This window comes from Type-D symbiont of Plautia stali (assembly GCF_001485335.1).
In the GTDB taxonomy this organism is placed as follows: Bacteria; Pseudomonadota; Gammaproteobacteria; order Enterobacterales; family Enterobacteriaceae; genus Pantoea; species Pantoea vagans_C.
Genome location: NZ_BBOC01000045.1, coordinates 15,179 through 34,580, shown reverse-complemented (window position 1 = coordinate 34,580; position 19,402 = coordinate 15,179). Strand labels below are relative to the sequence as shown.

At 52.0% G+C, this 19,402-nt stretch carries 20 protein-coding genes and 3 tRNA genes; 8 read left to right on the top strand and 15 right to left on the bottom strand.

From position 1 onward, the window contains the following. The first annotated feature begins 2 nt into the window (after window positions 1-2). Both sufE and PSSD_RS15195 read left to right on the top strand, forming a co-directional pair. Window positions 3-419: a cysteine desulfuration protein SufE gene (sufE, locus tag PSSD_RS15200; protein WP_039335784.1), complete on the top strand. Its 417-nt coding sequence runs from the start codon at window positions 3-5 to the stop codon at window positions 417-419. Between the two features lie 61 nt (window positions 420-480). Continuing rightward, window positions 481-1,509 (top strand): L,D-transpeptidase family protein, encoded by a 1,029-nt coding sequence (locus tag PSSD_RS15195; protein ID WP_039335786.1) that lies wholly within the window; start codon window positions 481-483, stop codon window positions 1,507-1,509. Window positions 1,510-1,574: 65 nt separating this feature from the next. Here PSSD_RS15195 and PSSD_RS15190 read toward each other — a convergent pair whose 3' ends face one another. The 6 genes from PSSD_RS15190 to PSSD_RS15165 form a co-directional block, all read right to left on the bottom strand. After that, entirely contained in the window at window positions 1,575-1,811 is a 237-nt protein-coding gene (locus tag PSSD_RS15190; protein WP_007374746.1) for a major outer membrane lipoprotein, read from the bottom strand. Window positions 1,812-2,115: 304 nt separating this feature from the next. Continuing rightward, window positions 2,116-3,528, bottom strand: a complete 1,413-nt coding sequence (gene pykF / locus PSSD_RS15185; protein ID WP_058972792.1) for a pyruvate kinase PykF — start codon at window positions 3,526-3,528, stop codon at window positions 2,116-2,118. A gap of 344 nt (window positions 3,529-3,872) precedes the next feature. Next, window positions 3,873-3,949, bottom strand: a tRNA-Val gene (locus PSSD_RS15180). Window positions 3,950-3,961: 12 nt separating this feature from the next. Continuing rightward, window positions 3,962-4,038: transfer RNA gene (locus PSSD_RS15175), tRNA-Val, on the bottom strand. A gap of 3 nt (window positions 4,039-4,041) precedes the next feature. Next, window positions 4,042-4,118, bottom strand: a tRNA-Val gene (locus PSSD_RS15170). A gap of 154 nt (window positions 4,119-4,272) precedes the next feature. Continuing rightward, a complete protein-coding gene (locus PSSD_RS15165; RefSeq protein ID WP_058972791.1) occupies window positions 4,273-5,646 on the bottom strand; it encodes an MATE family efflux transporter in 1,374 nt (457 codons plus the stop codon). 198 nt (window positions 5,647-5,844) lie between these two features. Between PSSD_RS15165 and PSSD_RS15160 the strand changes: the two genes are divergently transcribed. Continuing rightward, a complete protein-coding gene (locus PSSD_RS15160; RefSeq protein ID WP_058972790.1) occupies window positions 5,845-6,489 on the top strand; it encodes a riboflavin synthase in 645 nt (214 codons plus the stop codon). Between the two features lie 51 nt (window positions 6,490-6,540). Here the strand turns inward: PSSD_RS15160 and cfa are convergent, their stop codons facing one another. Both cfa and punC read right to left on the bottom strand, forming a co-directional pair. Continuing rightward, complete coding sequence (gene cfa / locus PSSD_RS15155; protein WP_058972789.1) at window positions 6,541-7,689, bottom strand: cyclopropane fatty acyl phospholipid synthase; 1,149 nt, start codon at window positions 7,687-7,689, stop codon at window positions 6,541-6,543. A gap of 309 nt (window positions 7,690-7,998) precedes the next feature. Continuing rightward, the gene (gene punC, locus PSSD_RS15150; RefSeq protein ID WP_058972788.1) at window positions 7,999-9,201 is read right to left on the bottom strand and encodes a purine nucleoside transporter PunC; all 1,203 of its coding nucleotides are present in this window, start codon (window positions 9,199-9,201) and stop codon (window positions 7,999-8,001) included. A 108-nt stretch (window positions 9,202-9,309) separates the two neighbouring features. On the opposite strand from punC, the gene punR reads away from it, so the two are divergent. Beyond that, on the top strand, window positions 9,310-10,221 hold the full coding sequence (punR, locus tag PSSD_RS15145; protein ID WP_039335799.1) for a DNA-binding transcriptional activator PunR: 912 nt from the start codon (window positions 9,310-9,312) through the stop codon (window positions 10,219-10,221). Here the strand turns inward: punR and purR are convergent. Further along, a complete protein-coding gene (gene purR, locus PSSD_RS15140) occupies window positions 10,218-11,243 on the bottom strand; it encodes an HTH-type transcriptional repressor PurR (protein ID WP_039335801.1) in 1,026 nt (341 codons plus the stop codon). The two genes, punR and purR, sit on opposite strands and share 4 nt — an antisense overlap. A 274-nt stretch (window positions 11,244-11,517) precedes the next feature. Here purR and cydH point away from each other — a divergent pair, with 274 nt between their 5' ends. Further along, window positions 11,518-11,607, top strand: a complete 90-nt coding sequence (gene cydH / locus PSSD_RS27480) for a cytochrome bd-I oxidase subunit CydH (protein WP_097119278.1) — start codon at window positions 11,518-11,520, stop codon at window positions 11,605-11,607. Window positions 11,608-11,673: 66 nt separating this feature from the next. Here cydH and PSSD_RS15135 read toward each other — a convergent pair whose 3' ends face one another. Then, a complete protein-coding gene (locus tag PSSD_RS15135; RefSeq protein ID WP_058972787.1) occupies window positions 11,674-12,462 on the bottom strand; it encodes a C40 family peptidase in 789 nt (262 codons plus the stop codon). A 364-nt stretch (window positions 12,463-12,826) separates the two neighbouring features. Between PSSD_RS15135 and PSSD_RS15130 the strand changes: the two genes are divergently transcribed. After that, on the top strand, window positions 12,827-13,162 hold the full coding sequence (locus PSSD_RS15130; RefSeq protein WP_197063369.1) for a Grx4 family monothiol glutaredoxin: 336 nt from the start codon (window positions 12,827-12,829) through the stop codon (window positions 13,160-13,162). A 42-nt stretch (window positions 13,163-13,204) separates the two neighbouring features. Here PSSD_RS15130 and rnt read toward each other — a convergent pair whose 3' ends face one another. The 5 genes from rnt to eptA form a co-directional block, all read right to left on the bottom strand. Continuing rightward, window positions 13,205-13,873 (bottom strand): ribonuclease T, encoded by a 669-nt coding sequence (rnt, locus tag PSSD_RS15125; protein WP_058972786.1) that lies wholly within the window; start codon window positions 13,871-13,873, stop codon window positions 13,205-13,207. A 108-nt stretch (window positions 13,874-13,981) separates the two neighbouring features. Further along, entirely contained in the window at window positions 13,982-14,389 is a 408-nt protein-coding gene (gene gloA / locus PSSD_RS15120; RefSeq protein WP_034821634.1) for a lactoylglutathione lyase, read from the bottom strand. 109 nt (window positions 14,390-14,498) lie between these two features. Continuing rightward, entirely contained in the window at window positions 14,499-15,596 is a 1,098-nt protein-coding gene (locus PSSD_RS15115) for an alkene reductase (RefSeq protein WP_039335810.1), read from the bottom strand. Between the two features lie 50 nt (window positions 15,597-15,646). Continuing rightward, window positions 15,647-16,243, bottom strand: a complete 597-nt coding sequence (locus PSSD_RS15110; RefSeq protein WP_039335812.1) for a TetR/AcrR family transcriptional regulator — start codon at window positions 16,241-16,243, stop codon at window positions 15,647-15,649. Window positions 16,244-16,282: 39 nt separating this feature from the next. After that, complete coding sequence (gene eptA, locus PSSD_RS15105; protein WP_058972785.1) at window positions 16,283-17,920, bottom strand: phosphoethanolamine transferase EptA; 1,638 nt, start codon at window positions 17,918-17,920, stop codon at window positions 16,283-16,285. Between the two features lie 228 nt (window positions 17,921-18,148). On the opposite strand from eptA, the gene PSSD_RS15100 reads away from it, so the two are divergent. Beyond that, on the top strand, window positions 18,149-18,388 hold the full coding sequence (locus PSSD_RS15100; RefSeq protein WP_039335816.1) for a DUF1289 domain-containing protein: 240 nt from the start codon (window positions 18,149-18,151) through the stop codon (window positions 18,386-18,388). Window positions 18,389-18,460: 72 nt separating this feature from the next. After that, window positions 18,461-19,357 (top strand): aldo/keto reductase, encoded by an 897-nt coding sequence (locus PSSD_RS15095; RefSeq protein ID WP_058972784.1) that lies wholly within the window; start codon window positions 18,461-18,463, stop codon window positions 19,355-19,357. Window positions 19,358-19,402 lie beyond the last annotated feature (45 nt).

Below are 19,402 nucleotides of genomic sequence, written 5' to 3'. Positions count from 1 at the left end.
CCATGGCGAATTTGCCAGATAAAGAGAAACTGGTGCGCAATTTTAATCGTTGCGCAAACTGGGAAGAGAAGTACCTTTACATCATTGAGCTTGGGGCGAAATTACCAGAATCCTCTGAAAGCTTGCAGCAACCTAAGTACGTGATTTCAGGTTGCCAGAGCCAGGTTTGGATCCGCATGACCCCCCAGGCAGATGGCACCATCGCCTTTGAAGGTGACAGTGATGCCGCTATTGTTAAGGGTTTGATTGCAGTGGTGTTTAGTCTATATCAAGGGCTGAAATCACAGGAAATTCTCGACCTCGATGTTCGTCACTGGTTTGGCGAATTAGCACTGACTCAACACCTCACTCCTACGCGTTCGCAGGGACTGGAAGCGATGATTCGCGCGATCCGTCATAACGCACAAAGCCTCAGCTAAGTTACACTCCCCAGACCCCGGCATGACCGGGGTCTGTTCCATCCGACAAAGAGAAAATTGCATGAAACCAGCGTTACGTTTAGCCGGTGCATTGCTGTTGTCCTGCTTCGGGCTTTCTGCACCTGCATTTGCTACGGAATATCCCCTGCCAGCCGATAACAGCCGTTTAATTGGCGAGAATACCCTGACCACCGTGCCGGACGACAAACGGCCCTTAGAGAGCATTGCTGCGCATTATAAGATTGGTATGCTCGGCATGTTAGAGGCCAACCCTGGCGTTGATCCCTGGTTGCCGAAGGCCGGTACCCAATTAACGGTGCCGCTGCAGATGCTGCTACCGGATGCGCCACGGGAAGGTATCGTTGTTAACCTTGCGGAACTGAGATTGTATTACTATCCGAAAGGCGAAAATCGCGTGGTGGTCTATCCGATCGGTATCGGTCAGTTGGGTGCAGCGACACCCAATATGGTCACTACTATCAGCCAGAAGATCCCCAACCCGACCTGGACTCCTACCGTCAATATCCGCAAACGCTACGCCAAAGAGGGCATTACTCTACCTGGTGTGGTACCTGCAGGGCCTGATAACCCAATGGGACTGTTTGCCATGCGTCTGGCGCGAGGAACCGGGCAGTATCTGATTCATGGCACCAACGCTGACTTCGGTATTGGCATGCGTGTCAGCTCTGGCTGCATTCGTTTACGTCCGGATGATATCGAAGCGCTGTTTAACAGCGTGCCGAAGGGAACCCGCGTACAAATCATCAATGAGCCGATTAAGGTGGCCGTGGAGCCGGATGGTAAGCGTTACGTCGAAGTGCATCAGCCACTGTCACGTAATGAGAAGGATGATCCGCAAACCATGCCAATTGCGCTGACGGCGAAGATGAAGGCTTTCCTCAATAGCCAGCACAGTGACACGGCATTGATGAAAGAGGCGATTGCACGCCGTTCTGGCATGCCGGTGTTGGTGAGCAGTGGCGAGCCAGTCACACAGGACACGGCGTTACCTGCAGTGCTGCAAACGCAGCAGAAGGGGGAACAAGCCACTATCACCGAGGCATTGGGAGAGGCGAAGACAACGCCTTAACGCAGGGCCAAAATCAGGACAAAAAAAATGGTGCCACATGGGCACCATTTTTCAAACCAGAACTCTTACTTACGGTAAGAGTGAGCCTGGTTGTCCAGACGCTGGTTAGCGCGAGCTGCGTCATCTTTAGCAGCCTGAACGTCAGAACGGATTGCGTTCACGTCGTTGCTCAGCTGGTCAACTTTAGCGTTCAGAGTCTGAACGTCTGAAGACAGCTGGTCGATTTTAGCGTTGCTTGAGCAACCAGCCAGCAGAGTTGAACCCAGAATTACCGCGCCCAGTACCAGTTTAGTACGATTCATTATTAATACCCTCTAGAATTGAGTTAATCTCCATGTAGCGTTACAAGTATTACACAAAGCTTTTTGAGTTGAGAATAAATTTTTGATGAGAACATGCTTAAATTTGATCGTTCGCTCAAAGAAACAGCGTTTCGCAGAAGATGATGAAAATATTTAGCTAAAACAGAGAGATTTAATCGGACTAACCTTAATTGTGCGGGATATTGAATAGTTATTTTCGATTGGAAAATTCTGGTTTTTGTATTAGCGCAAGATTAAAAAAGCGCCTTAAAAAGGCGCTTTTAAATAAAACTTCAACCAAAAATCAGAGTACGTGCACAGAAGCGGTGTTGGTGGTGCCACTTGGCACCAGTGCGCCAGAAACCATCACCACGACATCACCTTTTTGTGCGTAGCTGCTGTCCAACGCCAGTTCTTTACCAATGCGGTAGAAATCGTCAGTCGAGGCAATTTCAGTGACCAGACGCGTTTCAATACCTTTGCTCAGAATCAACTGGCGCGCGGTGGTAGGATTGGTGGTCAGTGCCAGAATGGTGGCGTATGGGAAATATTTACGCACAGCCTTGGCTGATTTACCGCCTTCAGTTGCCACAACAATCACTGGCGCTTCCAGTTTCTCAGCAGTTTCAACAGCGCCGCGACAGACGGCTTCAGTGATACGCAGTTTGCGAGACTCCAGCAGCTCATCGATACGTGATTTCATCACGCGATCGGTACGCTCACAGATGGTCGCCATGATAGTGACGGATTCGAGCGGATACTTACCTTTAGCACTTTCGCCTGACAGCATGACAGCATCGGTGCCATCCAGGATGGCGTTGGCCACATCACCGGCTTCCGCACGGGTAGGGCGCGGGTTTTTGATCATGGAGTCCAGCATCTGCGTAGCGGTAATCACCACTTTACGTGCTTTATTACACTTCTTGATCATCATCTTCTGAGCGAAGATCACTTCTTCAACCGGGATTTCAACCCCCAGATCGCCACGAGCCACCATGATGCCATCAGAAGCTTCCAGAATTTCGTCGAAGTTATTCAGACCTTCCTGGTTCTCGATCTTAGAGATGATCTGAATGTGTTCGCCACCGTGTGCTTTCAGGTGCTCACGGATTTCCAGGACATCTGAACGCTTACGGATAAAGGAAGCAGCAACATAATCGACGTTCTGTTCGCAACCGAAAATCAGGTCACGCTTATCTTTTTCTGCCAGAGCGGGCAGCTGAATGGAGACACCTGGCAGGTTAACGCCTTTGTTCTCACCCAGATCGCCGTTGTTCAATACGGTGCAAACTACGGTGTTTTCAGTGACTTCAGTCACTTGCATCCCGATCAGGCCGTCATCAACCAGAACGGTATTGCCGATTTTCAAGTCTTCAGTGAAGCCAGAGTAGGTCACAGCAACACGTTCGTTGTTGCCAATCACTGACTGGTCAGTGGTGAAGGTGAAGGTCTGGCCAGCCTTTAATGAAACGTCATTGCCACCGTCCAGTTTCATGGTACGGATTTCAGGGCCTTTGGTGTCCAGCAGAATCGCGGCCTGACGACCGGTTTTTTCCATGACGGCGCGCATATTGGTAATACGCTGACCATGTTCGGCATAATCACCGTGAGAGAAGTTCAGGCGCATGACGTTCATGCCTGCTTCCAGCAGTTGAGTCAGCATCTCTTCAGATTCGGTTTTCGGACCGATAGTACAAACAATCTTGGTCTTTTTCATGTCAGGTTTTCTGTAAGTTGTGATGGATGATAAAGGTCGGGATTCGCAGCGCAAGGCAGCGAAGTGAAAATGAGTATGGTGTTGGTTCGGATCGTACAGAAGTAAGAATAGGTGACGAAGGCCAGCCGTGCAGAGAAGTTATGCAGTACGCGAGGGAACTGGTTAAGCAGTGTTGCGCAAATCATTAGAGTTGTTTGCATAGGCACGTTAGCGCTGAAACCTTTCAGGTGGACAACGCGGCATAGTATAGTCGCTAAGTATGCGAAAACCAATATAAAAGCTAAGAGAGAAAACGATTCAGATCAAGGAAAGGGGTGTTGCGCAAAGAGAGAGAATACGAAAAGTGGTGCGCTCTAATGGACTCGAACCATCGACCCCCACCATGTCAAGGTGGTGCTCTAACCAACTGAGCTAAGAGCGCATTGCAGAAATTTGGTGCGTCCGAGTGGACTCGAACCACCGACCCCCACCATGTCAAGGTGGTGCTCTAACCAACTGAGCTACGGACGCACTTGGTGCGCTCTAATGGACTCGAACCATCGACCCCCACCATGTCAAGGTGGTGCTCTAACCAACTGAGCTAAGAGCGCAACATGCTGTCAGGGCGACAGCGGGGACGAATATTAACGGCAGGCCGCGATGCTGGCAAGGGAAAAAATGAATTTCCATGACGACTGACCAGCATCTGTGCGACCCGCTGTTTTTTTAAGCGAGAAGGGGCCAAATAACGGCCCCTTCAGCCACTTAGCGCGCTGCACGTGCCAAAATGACCTGTGCAGGCAGGCGCTGCAAACGTCGAATTCGCCAGATCATCATGATGGCGGCGGAAGTCAGGCCAACAATGAATCCACACCAGAATCCAGCCGGACCCAGTTTAGGTACGACCCAGTCCGTCAACGCCAGAATGTAGCCAACGGGTAATCCCAACACCCAATAGGCAATAAAGGTAATGAAGAAGATCGACCGCGTATCTTTATAACCACGTAGGATCCCGCTACCGATCACCTGAATAGAGTCGGAGAACTGGTATATAGCGGCCAGCAACATTAGCTGGGCTGCGAGCGTAATCACTTCAGGATTCGCGGTGTAGAGCGCCGCAATATCTGCTCTGAACGTCACGGTGAAGATCGCCGTGATTGCAGCCATGCTGATACCGACACCTTGTCCGGTCCAGGCCGCCACACGTGCTTGCTCTGCGGAGCCTTGTCCCAAACGGTAGCCGACACGGATGGTGGTTGCCACGCCGAGTGATAGTGGCAGAACAAACATCAGCGAACTGAAGTTCAGCGCTATCTGGTGCCCTGCAACTTTGACAATGCCTAACGGTGAAACCAGCAACGCCACAACGGCGAACAGGGTCACTTCGAAGAACAGCGCCAACGCCACAGGTAAACCTAACGTGAACAGACGCGTTAGCACGGCTTTTGAAGGCGCGGACCAACGTGTGTTCATGCGAATATCGCGCATGCTGGCCATGCGTTTCACCCAGAAGCGCATCACAATGAACATCACCCAATACACCGAGGCTGTTGCCACGCCGCAACCGACACCGCCGAGCGCCGGCATGCCAAAATGACCATAAATGAAGACATAGTTCAGCGGAATGTTCACCATCAGGCCCAGAAAACCGAGTAACATCGCCGGTTTGGTTTTCGACAAACCTTCACATTGGTTGCGAGCGACCTGGAAGAAGAGATAGCCAGGGGCGCCCCACAATAAGGCATGCAGATACCCCTCTGCTTTAGCCGCCAGTTGCGGATCGATATCATGCATCGCATGGATGAGATAACCCGCGTTCCACAGCACAATCATGATCAGCAACGCCACGGCCAGGGCTAACCAATACCCCTGGCGTACCTGTTCTGCGATGCGTTCACGTCGCCCTGAACCGTTGAGTTGCGCAACGGTTGGCGTCAAAGCCAGTAGAAGACCATGACCAAACAGAATGGCGGGAAGCCAGATAGAGGTGCCGACAGCAACGGCGGCCATATCCGTGGCGCTTACCGCACCGGCCATAATGGTATCCACAAAACCCATCGCTGTCTGAGCCACCTGAGCAAGGATGACCGGGATCGCGAGGGCCAGCAATTGACGCGCTTCTGTTAAATACTTCTGCACGTAACACCTGCTTAAATTATCAAGAGAGTGGGGTGAAATCCCCAGAGAATGCGCGGCATAGTGTAACGGGAGCACTCTGTTCCACCAAACTTTGATCGCATTTTGTTAAGTTATTTGTGTAAAGTTTGAACTCCGGCAAATTAAACGCCGCAGGCTAAGCTGTGATAAACTACGGCAAACTTCACCAAGGCTGAGATTATGTTTACTGGGATTGTGCAGGGCACGGCCGAAATTATCGCCGTTGAAGAAAAAGAGCTGTTTCGTACCCATATTGTGCGTTTGCCGGAAGAGTTGTTGCCCGGTCTGGCACTGGGCGCATCGGTTGCGCATAACGGTTGCTGCCTGACCGTGACGGCGATTGAGGGCGATCGCGTCAGTTTCGATTTGATCAAAGAGACATTGCGCATTACTAACCTGGGTGAATTACAGGTTGGTGATATCGTGAATATTGAACGTGCGGCGAAGTTCAGCGATGAAATTGGCGGTCACTTAATGTCCGGCCATATTATGACCACGGCTGAAATTTGCAAAATTATCCAGTCAGAAAACAACCGTGAAGTGTGGTTTAAATTGCAGGATGCATCGCAAATAAAATACATCCTGCATAAAGGCTTTGTTGGCATCGACGGCATCAGCCTTACGGTTGGGGATGTGACGAAAAGCAAATTCTGCGTGCACCTGATTCCGGAAACGTTGGAACGCACCACGTTGGGAGCCAAAAAATTGGGGCATAAGGTCAACATTGAGATCGACCCGCACACGCAGGCGATTGTCGAAACTGTTGAGCGCGTGTTGGCGCAACGTGAAGCTGCGGCGTTAGCTCACCTCGACGACGCGGAATAAAAGAGATAAAAAAGGCGCCCGCGGCGCCTTTGTTTTTAGCTTCACACATAATTAACGTGCTACACGTAATCCGCCATCCTTCCCGCGACTGAATACCACCTGCCACAGCTGAATATCACGCGCACGGAAAGCACCCGCGCAGGCGTTGAGATAGTAACTGAACATGCGTTTGAAACGGTCGCCGTACTTCTCTGACAGCTGCGGCCAGGCCGCCTGGAAACGTTCATACCAGGCCATTAACGTAGTGTCATAGTCAGCGCCAAAGTTGTGCCAGTCTTCCATAATAAAATGTTTCTCGCTGGCATCAGCAATTTGACGCACAGAAGGCAGGCAGCCATTCGGGAAAATGTATTTATCAATCCACGGATCGACGTTCATATCGGTGGTGATGGCACCAATGGTATGCAGTAAAAATATGCCGTCTGGTTTGAGGTTGCGATCAGCGACGTCAAAATAAGTGGCATAGTTTTTCGGCCCCACGTGCTCAAACATCCCAACCGAAACAATACGATCAAATTGCAGGTTCAAGTCGCGGTAGTCTTGCAGCAGAATGGTGACATCCAGGCCTTCACAGCGCTGCTGTGCCAGTTTCTGCTGCTCAGCGGAAATGGTGACGCCATGAACTTTCACGCCATAGTGACGCGCGGCAAACTCCGCCAGTCCACCCCATCCGCAACCGATATCCAGTAGTGTCATACCGGGTTCGAGCTGCAATTTGCGGCAAATCATATCTAATTTGGCGTGTTGCGCCTGTTCAAGCGTCTCCGCATCTTTCCAGTAACCGCAGGAATATTGCATGAAAGGATCGAGCATCAGCGAAAAGAGGTCATTGCCCAGATCGTAATGTTCTTTACCAACAATCCATGCGCGTTTTTTCGACTGTAAATTGGTCAATCGCGCGGCAGCAATGCGCAACGTATCCTTGAAATGGTGAGGCAGTTGTTTGTCCAGGTGTTGTTTCAGTACGCGATGGAAAAATACATCCAGCTGTTCGCAATCCCACCAGCCGTCCATATAACTCTCACCTAAACCCAACGATCCTTCTTGCAAAACGCGTTTGAAAAAATCAGGGTGCTTAACCTGAATATCCCAGGGGCGTGTGCCATTGATGGTAACATCAGCGCGTTCCAGTAATTCGCTGACGATACGAAACCAGTGGTTTTCTTCAAGGCTCACTTCTTCTATACACGATGAACTCATAGCTTCTCCATCACCTTTCCGATTTGAACCTGAGGAAATAATAGTCAATTTCCCCAGGCCTGTGAGAGAACTCACGGAAAATCCGTGCGCCACATAGCCGACGTTTTACAGAGGTATGAATCTGAATAGAAATGTCTGGCACAAATCAGGAGAGGAAGATCGTGCAGACGCCATCCCAGCGACAGAGTCGCTTAAAATTAATACAATTATGTTATTGATTTGTTACGGGAATGCTGACCCACCGAGTATATGCTCACGTGGGTCAATATTCAACGAGTTATCGTTAGTATGCTAACGAAAGTTATTTCGTTAGTGATTATCTTCGCAGGGACGAGAGTTGTGAGCAACATCACTTTGTGCGCAAGGCGAACGCTGCCAGATAAAGCCAGCCCATGCCAGCACGACCGTTGCCACCATCACGAGGGTCGTATTGTGCAGCGCTTGTGCCAATCCTGCGGATACCAGCAGACTGGCAATAAAGCACAGGCCGAGTTGAAACAAGTTCTGTAAACCCGCCGCTTTACCTGTGGCCTGAGGGAAGGGGGCCAAAGCACTGGCAACCACTATCGGGTAAATCGCGCCATTTGCCAGCGCCATGCCGCAGAAAGGCAACAATAATGCCACTAATGATGGAGCAGGCAGCATGGCGACCACAAACAGACTGAGGATGCTCAGGCTATAAACCACCAGCAGCCATGGAAGAAGCTGCGCACCCTGATAACGATTGAGCAGCGCGCGGCAGCCGAAGCCACCAATCAGAAAAGCAATGGTCTGTGGGATATAGCTCAAGCCAATGTCTGCGGGTGTTAACCCTGCTGAGGCGAGAATAAAAGGTGAACCGGTTAGCCACGCGAAAAAACTGGCAGAACAGGCTGAGTAAATCAGCACGTTGCCACTGTATACGCGGGTCTTCAGCAGCGTGAGCCAGCCAGGTTGCGCAACCTTTGCAGCCTGACCCTTTTTGCGGGCAGTCAGTTGCAGGGTGCCAATGAGCAGCAAAACGGTGATCGCTGTGAGCGCGATAAAAATACTGCGCCAATGGAAGTGTCCCATTAGCCAGGCACCCAGCAATGGGGCTAAAGCTGGCGAGAGCGCGACCAGAGGCATGATGGTGGCAAACACTTTGTTGGCTTGTGCTTTCGGGTATCGATCCACCACCAGTGCCTGCCAGCTCACGGCCGCCGCACAGACGCCCACAGCCTGTACGAAGCGCAATGCCAGCATCAGGTTTACATCTCTTACCCACAACATGCCAAGGCAGCCCAAGGCGAAAAGTGTCAATCCTGCCAACAGAATTGGTTTACGACCAAAGCGATCCGACAAGGGGCCCCAAAACACCTGCGCACAGGCAAACCCACCGAGAAACAGGCTAAGGCTAGCGCTGATCGTACCCGGAGTCGTGGCAAAATCGCGTTGCATGTCACCAAAAGCGGGCAGATACATATCCGTGGCGAGAAAGCCGAGCATACTCAGCAAGGCAAGGTAGGGCAGAAATCCTTTTGAAGACAACATAGTGATTCTCATTGGCAGATTGAACGCCGGGGAGTGTAAAAGAGTGCGTTGCGGTTTGTGAAACGCTAATATTTGCAACCTGCTGTTAAAAATTTTGAAGGCAAATCCATGTGGTCTGAGTATGCACTGGAAGTAGTAGATGCGGTGGCGCGCAGCGGCAGTTTCAGCGCGGCAGCGCAAGAGTTGCATCGTGTGCCTTCTGCCGTCAGCTATACCGTCAGGCAGCTGGAAACCTGGTTAGCGGTTCCGTTGTTTGAACGTCAGCATCGTGAAGTCGTCTTAACACCAGCTGGTGAGCACTTTGTCCGTGAAGGGCGATCTGTTATCAAAAAAATGCTTGCAACGCGCAGGCAGTGCCAACAGTTGGCGAACGGCTGGCGCGGACAGTTGAGCATCGCGGTGGACTGCATCGTCAAACCCCAGCGCACCCGACAACTGGTGAAAGATTTTTACCGTCATTTCCCGGATATGGAGCTGATTATCAGCTACGAAGTGTTCAACGGTGTCTGGGATGCGCTGGCCGACGGGCGTGTTGATGTCGCTATTGGCGCAACGCAGGCGGTTCCGGTTGGCGGGCGTTTCGCCTTTCAGGATATGGGGGCCTTAAACTGGCGTTGCGTTGTCAGTCCCGATCATCCGTTGGTCAACAATACAGAATTAAATGATGAAATATTGCGTGCCTGGCCATCGCTGGTGCTGGAAGATACGTCTCGCGCATTACCCAGACGTATGACCTGGACCCTGGACAATCAGCGGCGTTTGGTGGTGCCGGAGTGGGAAACCGGAATGGATTGTTTGCAGGCGGGATTGTGTGTCGGCATGGTGCCAGGGCATTTAGCGCGGCCACTGTTGGATCAAGGCACGCTGGTGGAATTGCCACTGCCGCAGCCGTTTCCTGACAGCCCTTGCTGTGTCAGTTGGTCAGAGCAGCGAGCATCACCCGCGTTGGATTGGCTTCTGGCTTATCTGGGTGATGCAGAGACGCTGAACCACGAATGGCTCAGCGAAACGCGAGGTTAGCGGCGATAGTCGCGGAATGGACCATCGGCAACGGAGCGGCGCTCAATCAAGGTCGGTTGAACCTCAATAGTTTGTGGCTCTTCACGCTTGCTGGTGATGCGATCCAGCAACATTTCGAGGGCTTTCTCGCCCAACTCAGCCTTCGGTTGGTGCACGGTGGTGAGTGCTGGCGTGAAAAAGCGCGCGTTGCGCACGTTATCGTAACCGATCACGGAAATATCTTGCGGGACGCGCAAGCCCATCTCATCTGCTGCGCAAATCGCGCCCATTGCCATGATATCGCCACCACAGAATACGGCAGTTGGACGCTGTTTCTGATTCAGGATTTGTTGCATCGCCTGATAGCCTGAATCGGGTTCAAAATCACCCTGCACAATCCACTCTGGCCGCACCGTGACCCCGGCTTCATTCATTGCCTGTAAGAAGCCAGCGTGGCGTCCACCGCCCGTGTTGCGTTCAAGCTGTCCTGGGATCGCGCCTATATCGCGGTGACCACGTTCGATCAAATAGCGCCCAGCCAAATAACCGCCGTGGAAAGCATTGTCCTGCACGGTGTCGGTAAAGTCACCGCGCGAAGCACCCCAGTCCATCACCACCATCGGGATATTGCGATTCTCCTCCAGCATTTGCAGCAGGTCATCTGGGTATTCTGAGCACATTACCAACAGACCATCGACGCGCTTCTGCGCCATCATCGAGAGATAGGCACGCTGCTTTTGCAGGTCGTTGTGCGCATTGCCAAGGATTAATGTGTAGCCGCGCTCGAAGCAGTGATTCTCCACCGCTTCAATGATCTCAGCAAAGTAGGGGGCTTCACTTGAAGTCGCCAGCAATCCCAATGTCTTGGTGTGATTGACTTTCAAGCTGCGCGCAACGGCGCTGGGGGAATAGTGCAATTCTTTAATAGCTTCCCAAACGGCGTTACGCGTCTCTTCTGCGACAAAACGCGTTTTGTTGATGACATGCGAAACCGTGGTGGTGGAGACACCCGCGCGTTTTGCTACATCTTTAATTGTGGCCATGAAAATGGACCTCCCCGGCTTATCGCAAAGTACTGATAAGTATATTGTTAAACGTTTGCGTCTGCGAAGGGTTTTGCACCCGAAAATTTGGGTCAATGCTGCCTGTTCAGGCAGGAAAAATCGCTTCAGCAGGCTGTAAATACAGCATGCGCAAAATGGGTTGCGCAACGAAAGGCGGCGATTCTAGCAAGCTGGCGCGGATAAGACGAGATTTTTGCCTGACGCTATGCGAAAATTGTTTTAACCCTAATAAAAGTGTGACTAAGGAGTAGTGATGAGTACAGATCTGAAGCTGGCCCTGATGACCACGGTTGGCGCACTGTTAATGATTATTGCGTTTAGCTTTACGGCCATCCTGCATTAAACAAAAGCGTATAAAAAAAGCCGGTGCTGTGAAAGCATCCGGCTTCTTTTATACGTTGCGCAACGACTAACGAATGGTTTTCGGCGTCATCATGCGGCGTGCGCCAACATAATGTTTCTCCCAATAATCCTCACCCAACGCACTAATCTGAATGTCTTTACCGGTTCGTGGTGACTGAATAAATTTACCATTACCAAGGTAGACACCCACGTGGTCGGCAGCGCCTCGATTGTTAATACGGAAGAAGACTAAATCGCCTTTTTCGAGCATCTGGCGCTTAATCGGCGCTGCATCATGTAAGTGATACATCTCATTCGCGGTACGCGGGAATTTGTATTTGACTAAATCTTTGTAGGCGTACCACACCAGACCACTGCAGTCGAAACCGGTATTCGGCGAGGTGCCCCCCCACTGATAAGGTTTGCCCAACTGGCCCATCAATTTGGTCATCGCCGTTTCACGCGCCTTTTGATAACGCTGGCGGTGTGATTTGCTCATGCGAATGCCGGTCAGTTCCAGCGCTTCATCATCGACTTCTCGCGTTTTTTTAGCTAAGCGTTGATGACCATATTTCTTTGCTGGGGATTTCAGCAGGGATTTCTTACGGGTGGTTTTGTGCAGTGCGGTTTCTGTCTTGCTTTGTTTCTTCAGCTTGAGTTTTTGCACCGTAGTCGACAGGCGAGACTTTTTAGCCGTGGTTTTCACCGGACGTCGCTTGCGACGCTCATCTTCGCGCGCGCTTTTTTTCTCAGCATTATGCAAACTGGCGTTAACGGGCGCATGCGGTGAAGCAGAGGCTACATTAACGAACAGTTGGGCGAAAGCCAGTATGATAAGCGTAATCAGTAAACGCATAGTCCGGTTACAGGTTAAGCAGTCTGATAAAAAACAGGCCGCGGCTACGTAAGAGAAATCTGATCAACGATCAGCGCCGAAGTGATTCTAATCCACTTTTTTTCCAAAAGGTAAGGCCTTTTTCTATTAATCTGTTACACGGCTTGTTCTGTTGTCTTAATGAGCAATTTCAGCTGGTTAACGCAGCGAAACTATTGCTAATTATTAATTTATTCATGTCTTTTAATGATATGAAATTGTTATTGAAGTTGGCGGAACTTAACAAACATGGCGATTCGCAGGTCGCGAACGCAAAATCCCGTTTTCAGTGCAGGCCTGAAGTCGCTACAATAAACAAACACGAAGTGATGCTTTAAGGAAGGCAATAATGAGTACTGTTGAAAAAATTCAGCGCCAGATCGCAGAAAACCCAATCCTGCTGTACATGAAAGGTTCCCCGAAACTGCCTAGCTGCGGTTTCTCTGCGCAAGCTGTGCAGGCACTCTCGGCCTGTGGTGAGCGCTTCGCCTACGTCGATATTCTGCAGAACCCGGATATCCGTGCCGAATTGCCAAAAATCGCTAACTGGCCAACCTTCCCGCAGCTGTGGGTGGATGGTGAGCTGGTCGGCGGTTGCGACATCATCGTCGAGATGTTCCAGCGTGGCGAACTCCAGCCGCTGCTGAAAGAAACCGCTGAGAAGTATAAAGAAGCGGAATAAGTGAAAAGGCCGACAAATGTCGGCCTTTTCTTTGGCTGCTGATCAGGCCGACGCGTCGTCTTCTGACTGCTCATCGTTAAACGCCAGCGGCCAGCCGCCCAAACGTTTCCAACGATTCACCAGTTCACAAAACAGCGTTGCCGTTTGCTCGGTGTCGTACAGTGCGGAGTGAGCCTGCGTGCTGTCGAAATCCATCCCCGCAGCCTTACAGGCTTTAGCCAGAACGGTCTGACCCAACACCAAACCACTCAATGCTGCCGTATCAAAGGTGGCAAACGGATGGAAGGGATTGCGCTTCAGGCTGGCGCGCTCGGCAGCAGCCATCACGAAGTTGAGATCGAAAGTGGCGTTGTGCGCCACGATAATGGCGCGATTACAGCCGTGATCTTTGGTGCCTTTACGCACCATTTTGAATATCGCATGCAGCGCTTCATATTCGCTCACCGCACCGCGTAATGGGTTGGTCGGGTCAATGCCGGTAAAGGCCAGTGCTGCCGGGTTAAGAATCGCGCCTTCGAACGGCTCCACGTGGAAATGCAGGGTTTCATCACGGTGTAACCAGCCATCTTCATCCATCTTGAGCGTGGTGGCTGCAATCTCTAGCAGCGCATCGGTTTGTGCGTTGAAACCCGCGGTTTCGACATCAATTACCACAGGATAAAAACCACGGAAACGTTGATGGAGAGCGTTTAAGGCGTTCGAATCAGACATCAGGATCTCATAGCTGGAAATGGGGCAGCGCGCATTATGGCAAAAAATACAGCGGGGTGCAGCAGGAGAGGGAGGTCAGCCCGCAAATTAGCAGGCTGACAAACGGGACTAGTGCCCGAGGCCGTGACCGGCATGTTTGTTTTCGATCAGCTCGATTTTGTAGCCATCGGGATCTTCCACAAACGCAATAATGGTGGTGCCACCTTTGACCGGGCCCGCTTCACGGGTGACGTTACCGCCCACGCTGCGAATGCGCTCGCAGGTTTCCGCCACGTTATCTACGCCCAGTGCAATATGACCATAGGCATTGCCCAGATCGTATTTATCCACGCCCCAGTTGTACGTCAGCTCAATCACCGCGCCTTCGCTCTCTTCGGTGTAGCCAACAAATGCCAGGGTGTATTTGTATTCGGTGTTTTCGCTCTGGCGCAGCACGCGCATGCCCAGCACGCGGGTGTAGAAATCGATTGAGCGTTGCAGATCGCCAACACGTAACATGGTGTGAAGTAAACGCATAACATCCTCTTTTTAAAAGTCATCAAGGAATGACAAAGACTATCAAGTATAGCCAGTTAACGCCCTGAAGAAACAGCACTGCCGCACATCCGGTGCGGCAGCTTGATTCTTACAGGGTTGGATAATCAGTGTAGCCTTCTGCGCCGCCACCGTAGAAACTCTCCGGACGCTGCGGATTCAGCGGGGCGTCTTGTTGCAGGCGAGCCACCAAATCAGGGTTAGCGATAAAATCGCGACCAAAGGCCACGGCATCGATCAGGCCGCGAGCAATCAGGTCATCCGCTTTCTCAACGGTATACGCACCGGCACCAATGATCACGCCAGGGAAGATCGCTCGCACTTTCTCACGGAAGGCGTCGCTGTAGGGCTGACCACCGGCCCAGTCTGGCTCAGAAAGGTGCAAATACGCGAGGCCGCGTTTACCCAGTTCCGCGATATACCACAGCGCCGCTTCTTCTTCATCCGGGCCGTTTTCCAGATTCTGGAACGCGCCAATCGGTGACACGCGAATACCGATACGATCGGCAGACCAGTTGGCAATTGCCGCATCGACCACTTCTAAGGCGAAACGGCCGCGCTTCTCGATGGAACCGCCATATTCATCGGTGCGCTGGTTAGAACCCGGCGCCAGGAACTGGTGCATCAAATAACCGTGCGCAGAGTGCAGCTCCAGCAAATCGAAGTCGGCTTCACGCGCGTTGGACGCGGCCTGGCCAAAGTCTTTTACGATCTGCTGAATCTCCGCCACGCTCAGTTCACGCGGCAGGGAAGTATCTTCACGATAGACGCTACCATCTGCAGCGCGCAGTGAGGTGCGGGTACCGGCTGCCAGTGCGGAAGGGGCAACCGGCGCTTTGCCTTCTGGTTGTACGCTGTTATGCGAAATACGGCCGGTATGCCACAACTGTACGGCACTGTGACCATGGGCAGCATGAATGCTCTCGTTGACCACTTTCCACGCGGCAATTTGTTGTTGCGTATGCAGACCTGGTGCGCCTGCGTAGCCTTTCGCCTGGAAAGAAATTTGCGTGGCTTCGGTGATGATTAAACCGGCGCTGGCACGCTGCTGGTAGTACTCAGCCATCAGCGGGGTCGGAATATCGCCCGGCTCAATGCTGCGCAGACGCGTCAGCGGGGCCATAAATACGCGGTTAGGTACGGTAATCGCACCTACTTTAAGCGGGGAGAACAGCTGTTTACTCGCCATGATGACTCCTGTAAGTAGACCGGTCGTCTAGAAACTACGGTTTTTAAAAATCAGTAGCCAGTTAGCCACTGTTCGATGGTTTCGAGTGCCAGGCTAATCGGGCCTGGCTCACGGGAAATTTTGCTCTGTAGACTGGCACCGAGCCACAGCAAATAGCAACGTTGCGCCAGTTGCTGCGGCGTTTGCCCGAAAGGTAGAGCCTGTTCAGCTGCGACTTCGGTCAAACAGCGCGCATAAGCCGCAATCATCGCGGTTGCGCCATGTTGCAGCGCATCACGCATCGGCTCAGAGAGGTCGCACACTTCTGCTGATAACTTCACGCCAAGGCAGCCGACGATATGGCCCTGTTCGACGAACAAGGTTTCGCCATAGCGGAAGTGATTGAGCAGTCGTTCACGCGCGGGGATACCGGGCTGATTCAGTTGCTGCTCAACCTGCTGCAGATAGTTAACGAAATAGCGCTCCAGCAGCGCGACACCGAAAGCTTCTTTTGAGCGGAAGTAGTGATAAAACGATCCTTTCGGCACTTCCGCCAGCGCCAGCATCTCGCTCAGGCCCATTCCGGTAAAACCGCGTTGCAGGCAAACCTGCTCGCCAGTAGCGAGCAGATGTTCACGGGTTTCGTTGCGTTGCACAGTCTTGTTCATGGGCAGCAGGTTATTAGACCGGTCGGTCTAATGCAAACCTTATCCAACATGTTGGCACGATCTGATCATATCCAACTGCGGTTGATACTCGCTTGTCTGGACGTTGAACATGCCTAAAACCGTATGGAAAAGATTATCTTGCGACACTTTTTCACTCGCAGCCTGCTGGCGTAAACATGACTCATCAATATGATAGGCCGCGGCGTAACCCGGTGACATCCACATCAGCAAGGGAATGTGCGTCTGTTGTGAAGGAGCAAACAGATAAGGTGCGCCGTGCAGATACATGCCGTGCTCGCCAAGGGATTCACCGTGATCGGAGAGATACACCAACGCCACGTTGAAGCGATCGCTTAAGGCTTTGAGTTTATCAATCGTGCGACTCACCATATCGTCGGTGTACAGCAGCGAATTGTCATAGGTGTTGACCAGCGCCTGATGATCGCAATCCTGAATCTGATTACTGTCGCAGGTTGGCGTGAAACGTCGGAATGCCGCTGGATAGCGCTGGAAATAGGCCGGACCATGGCTGCCCATTTGATGCAACACAATGATGCCGTCGTTATGCAGGCTGTCTACGTAATTATCGAAACGGTGCAGCAGCACATCATCCAGGCAGAAACCGTCGTGGCAATATTGCGGCAATTTCCACTGTGTCATATCGGTGTGCGGGACGCGGTCGCAGGCACCTTTACAGCCACCGTCGTTTTCACGCCACAGCACGCTGACACCGGCGTGGGCAAGGATATCCAGCACGCCTTCCTGATGATGCGCCAGATTGGCATCGTAGTGTTCGCGCGGCATATTTGAGAACATGCAAGGCACTGAAATCGCGGTCTCGGTACCGCAGGAGCTGGCATCAGGATAGTAGATAACCTGCTGTTTTTTCAGTTCTGGGTTGGTTTCGCGCGCGTAGCCGCCCAGTGAGAAATTCTCTGCACGGCCGGTTTCGCCCACCACCAACACCACCAGCGTTTTCTTCTGGGCTTGTGCGATCAGCGGGCCTTTCTTCGCATCCTGGCCCAATTTCACCAGTGCCTGGCTGCCTTGCAGATAGCGCTGGTCGACGTAGTGACCGGTGCCGCTGACAATGTTAGCCGGGGTGATCATTTTCACCAGCCCTTTATTGTTGCGGATCAGTGAGGCGTAGTCTTTATAGAACAGCACCGCCATCAACAGGATAAGCAAGATGGCGCCCAGCGCACCCGCAAGACGTTGCAACAGGCTCCACCACCAGCGCTGTCCCGTTTTAATCCGCACCAGACAGATCGCCGCGACGGGCACGAGTCCCATCAACACCATCCACACCACATAACTGCTGCTGATCAGGGCCCCGGCCTCTTGTGCATCGGACTCAAACACGTTTTCAATCATGTTGGTGTCGATCACCGTGCCGAAGCTGTGCATGAAGTAATTGGCCGCAGCACTGACCAGCACTAAAGCGATCAGTAATGGCTTGCGAACATAGGGCCACGCCAGCAGCGAGAATATTAAATAGAAAGCAGATGCTAGCACTACAGGAATACTGGCCGCGAACAGATAATCATGCAGGCGATCATAAGGGATGATCTCCCAGGCCCGCAGCAGAAACAGGGCGTTGAGAACGAAAGTAAAGAACAGGGCGGCAATCAGATTAAAGCGACTGGCATGGCACTGTGGCTTGTTCGGGAATTTCATGAAAACTCAATAGCAAAATGGAATGTGACAATCGTATGAATTCAATATGAGGAAAACCTTAACGTTCACTAAACACTACTGATCTAAAGGTTTACGTGCAGCGATCATTGGTAAATATCCATTACCGCCAGAGGATTCGATTGAAATGTCGACAAATGGCGTTTGCACTTTGCACAATGTGACTAAGCTGTTATCAATAAGGCGTGTGTGGTTAACACTGGAGTAGATGTGGCCGAGCAATTAGAGTTCTTTCCGGTTCCCAGCCCCTGCCGCGGAATTTGCCAAAGCGATGCGCGGGGCTATTGCCGCGGTTGCCTGCGTAGCCGTGAGGAGCGTTTTAACTGGATGAAGTTCACGGATGCTGAGAAACGCGATGTGTTGCGTCTATGCCGTCAGCGCTGGTTGCGTCTACATCGCCAGCAAAAAGTGGATGAAAATCATGATCCGGAACAACCGTCGCTGTTTTAAGAAAACGACGATTGGTCTTTCCGTTATACTCCCGACCTGACGATCCGGATTCGTATTTAAGGGAGTGTATCGATGTTACAACAGCAAACTATCGCCCCACAGGGCCCCCTGTTTTCGCCGCTGATTGTCGGCTACTGGCGCCTGTTGGAGTGGGGGATGACACCGCAACAGGTGGTAGGCTTTATTGAACATCACCTGTCATTGGGTATCACTACTGTCGATCACGCCGATATTTATGGTGATTACGGCTGTGAGGCGGCATTTGGTGCCGCACTGCGTCTGGCGCCGGGACTGCGTGAAAAACTGCAGATCGTGACCAAATGCGGTATTGCCACTCGCGCCAAACCAGAGCACAAAATTGGGCACTACATCACTGAAGCCAGCCATATACTGCACAGCGCTGAAAACTCGCTGCAGCATTTCAACACCGATTATCTGGACCTGCTGCTGATTCATCGTCCTGATCCGTTGATGGACGCGGATGAAATTGCTGAAGCCTTTATGGATCTGCATCAGAGCGGCAAAGTGCGTCATTTTGGTGTGTCTAATTTCACCGCTTCGCAGTTCACGCTGTTGCAATCGCGCCTGCCGTTTAGCCTGGTGACCAATCAGCTTGAGATCTCTCCGCTGGAACAATCCAGCATTCTTGATGGCACGCTTGACCAGTGTCAGCAGCAGCGCATGCGTCCGATGGCGTGGTCATGCCTCGGCGGCGGCCGACTGTTTAATGATCCCCTTTATCAACCGCTGCGCGACGAACTCGAGCAGGTGAAGCGCGAAACGGACGCCACCAGCATTGAGCAGGTGGTGTATGCGTGGGTGATGAAGCTACCAAGCCGTCCACTGCCGATCATCGGTTCAGGTAAAGCCACGCGTGTTGCAGACGCGGTGGGTGCCTGCAATCTGACGTTGGATCGTCAGCAGTGGTTCCGCCTACGCAAAGCGGCCATCGGTTCTGATGTGCCCTGAAACGTAAAACTAAGTCAAATTACGGCAGCCCGGAGCATTCCGGTT